The 2243-nt window shown below is 64.4% G+C and carries 2 protein-coding genes; both read left to right on the forward strand.

Going from position 1 to position 2243, the window contains the following annotated elements; translation table 11 throughout:
- Positions 1-663: transketolase family protein (locus tag WBB95_RS03035; protein WP_424486232.1), on the forward strand; the 663-nt coding region annotated here is incomplete at its 5' end.
- Between the two features lie 5 nt (positions 664-668).
- Positions 669-2144, forward strand: coding sequence for an FGGY family carbohydrate kinase (locus WBB95_RS03040; protein ID WP_424486233.1), 1476 nt, complete (start codon positions 669-671; stop codon positions 2142-2144).
- Positions 2145-2243: the final 99 nt, after the last annotated feature.

The following is a 2243-nucleotide window of genomic DNA, read 5'->3' on the forward strand; positions in this document are numbered from 1 at the left end:
GTCGACGTTTGCTACAACCAGGCCAACGTGAAGATGTTCGGCCTGAATGCGGGCACCAGCTATGGCCCGCTGGCCAGCACCCACCACAGCCTCGACGACATTTCGGTGATGCGCGGCTTCGGCAACGTGCAGATCTTTGCCCCGGCGGATGCGCTTGAGTGCCGGCAGATCGTCGATTACGCACTGCGCTATAAAGGCCCGGTGTACATCCGCCTCGACGGTAAAGCCTTGCCCGACGTGCACGGCGCCGGTTATCAATTCAGCCCGGGCCAGGTGGATATCCTGCGCCAGGGCGCCGACGTGAGCATCGTGGCCCTGGGCTCGGTGGTGCATGAAGCAGTGGATGCAGCGGCGTTGCTGGCGGAGCAGGGCATTCAGGCCCAAGTGATCAACCTGTCGTCGATCCGGCCATTGCAGCGTGAGGTTTTGCTCAGCGCACTGAGCGGCACCCGCGCGGTGATCACGGTGGAAGAACACAATATCAATGGCGGCGTTGGCAGCCTGGTCGCCGAAGTGCTGGCCGAAGCCGGGCTCGGCATTCCCTTGACCCGACTGGGCATCGGCGACGGTGAATACGCCGCCGCTGGCGCGCGCGAACCGACACGCGCCTTGCATAACATCGACGCGGCTGGGATTGTGGCGGCTGCCACTCGGTTGCGGTGAATACGATGACAGACAACACGCCGCTGATCCTGGCGATAGATGAAGGCACCAGCAACGCCAAGGCGGTGCTGGTCAACGAGCTCGGGCAAGTCATCGCCCGCGGTTCACGGCCGTTGAGCATCAGCCATCCGCAGCCCGGGTTTTCCGAGCAGGACCCGCTGCTGATCTGGCAAAACACCCTGGCGGCGATCGAAGAATGCCTGGCCCAGGTGGACCGGCCGATTACCGCGTTGGCGATCAGCAACCAGCGTGAATCGGTGGTGGCCTGGGACCGGCGCAGCGGCGAGCCATTGTCGCCGTGCATCAGTTGGCAATGCCGACGCTCGACGGCGTTGTGCACGCAATTGCACGAGCAGGGCCATGAGGCCGTCATTCTTGAGAAAACCGGGCTGGCGCTCGACCCGATGTTTTCCGCCGGTAAATTCCGCTGGATCCTCGACCATCTTGAAGACGGCCATGCCCGTGCCGCGGCCGGTGACCTATGCCTGGGCACGGTCGACAGCTGGTTGTTATGGAAGCTCAGTGGCGGCCAAGTGTTCGCCACCGACTATTCGAATGCCGCGCGCACGCAGTTGTTCAACCTGCACACCGGTGCCTGGGACCCTGAGCTTCTGGCACTGTTTGCCATTCCTTTAGCCGCCTTGGCGCCGATCCAGCCAAGCGCCGGTTTTTTCGCCGAAACCGTCGCACTGGGCGGCTTGCCGGCGGGCATCGCGGTGATGTCGATGATCGGCGATTCCCACGCGGCACTGTACGGGCAGGGCGGCTTTGCACCGGGGCTGGTCAAGGCCACCCTCGGCACTGGCTCCTCGTTGATGACCCCCATGAGCGGCCCGATTGCCTCCACCCATGGTCTCTCGACCACCCTGGCGTGGCATGACGGCGGCAAGCCCACGTTCGGCATGGAAGGCAATATCGTCCACACCGGCGCCGCCGTGCAGTGGGCCTCGCGGCTGGTGGCCGAGGAATCCCTGGACGCCTTGACTGAACAGGCCGCGCTGTTGCCCGACAACGGCGGCGTGTATTTCGTCCCGGCATTGTCCGGGCTCGGCGCGCCGCACTGGAAGGCCGACGCCCGTGGCCTGATCTGCGGGCTGACTGAGGCCACCTCCGGCGCGCATATCCTGCGGGCTTCGCTGGAGTCCATCGGCTATCAGATTCGCGACGTGTTCGAGGCCATGCAGCAAGACATCGGCAGCCCGTTGAAAGAGCTTTGGGTCGACGGCGGCGCCACGCGCAACCGCTGGCTGATGCAGTTTTTGGCAGACCTGCTGCAACGCCCGGTGGTGCGCAGCCTGTCGCCGGAAGTCTCGGCACTGGGCGCGGCGCATTTGGCCGGAAGGGCGTTGGGGGTGTGGGCAAGTGATGCGGCGTTGGCTGCCCTGGAGCGTCAGCGCGAGCGGTTCGAGCCGCAGGAAGACCCGGCGATGGCGGGGCGTTATGCCGAGTGGAAAAGGGCGCTGGCCCGCACGCTGCTCTAACGACTTATGAAGGTCAAAACGGTGGAGATCAACACTGGGGAGATCAACACTGTGGAGATCAAAATGTGGGAGCTGGCTTGCCTGCGATAGCGGTGGGTC

Source organism: Pseudomonas sp. (assembly GCF_049645325.1).
Taxonomy (GTDB): Bacteria; Pseudomonadota; Gammaproteobacteria; order Pseudomonadales; family Pseudomonadaceae; genus Aquipseudomonas.

Coding starts and splice junctions, on each gene's coding strand:
- WBB95_RS03040 (WP_424486233.1), top strand. CDS start 669: ATGACAGACAACACGCCGCTGATCCTGGCGATAGATGAAGGCACCAGC.